Annotated in this window: 1 pseudogene; it reads right to left on the reverse strand. The window is 34.0% G+C overall.

Annotation, left to right across the window (positions count from 1 at the left end):
- Window positions 1-728: 728 nt before the first annotated feature.
- Window positions 729-826 (reverse strand): annotated as a pseudogene (locus ACFIKU_RS09980) (polyprenyl synthetase family protein); the annotation flags it as partial.

Genomic DNA, 826 nt, shown 5'->3' on the forward strand with positions numbered 1-826 from the left:
AGATTTTGTTCTTTGAGGGTGGCATAAAAATCAAAATAGCCATTATGTTCATTTTTTTCTGATATTTTAAATACGAGTTTCAAAAAAATGATGCTTAAACTAAACAATCAGCACTTTTGTAAAAGTGTTTTTAGAGAGCAACAATACACGAGTGAATTTACAGAATGTAACCATATTTGATCTTTTACAACAAGATAGCGTGGAAAGGCATAAAAATTACGACTCTTTACTGAGGGCATTGTACTTCTACGGTTGGCAATGAACAACAGATGATTTTGATAAGGCTACAAAGCCAATCGGCATTTTTATTGTCTTTTGCGGGTTTATAAAATGCTCTGTTTTATATTTATTCTGTTTATTTTTTACCTTATCGTTAGAAGATTAAAGATATAAAGGAAAAACGCGTTTCTTTCTTTACGGTTGTTTTTTTATTAGGCTTTAAAGCATCAATGGCGATATCTTTTAAAGCCTGAATATTACGCATTGCTTTACCGTTTTTGTTTCATTCATTCTTTGATGAGTGGGGCGTTTTTCAAGCACAATAGGATGCCTAGAATGTATTTGTGTTATCAATTCACGCGCGCTTGTTTTAATGAAACACCTCTCAATATTTGGCACATCCATTTCATGATAGGAGCTATAATGCAGACCTACGATATTGAAGTCTCTTTGAAAAGTCTATTATGCATTCAACAAAGATGAAGGTGTAAAAGTAGGGCGGGTGAAGTTTAATTTTTGCGTGTTGCACTAAAGCGGGCGACTTGTTGGAGCGGTTTTGCTTTGGTGCCAAAAGGATGTAAAAGTGCTTCTGCTTTTGTAATCAGTT

The organism is Bartonella sp. CM120XJJH (assembly GCF_042194715.1).
Taxonomy (GTDB): Bacteria; Pseudomonadota; Alphaproteobacteria; order Rhizobiales; family Rhizobiaceae; genus Bartonella.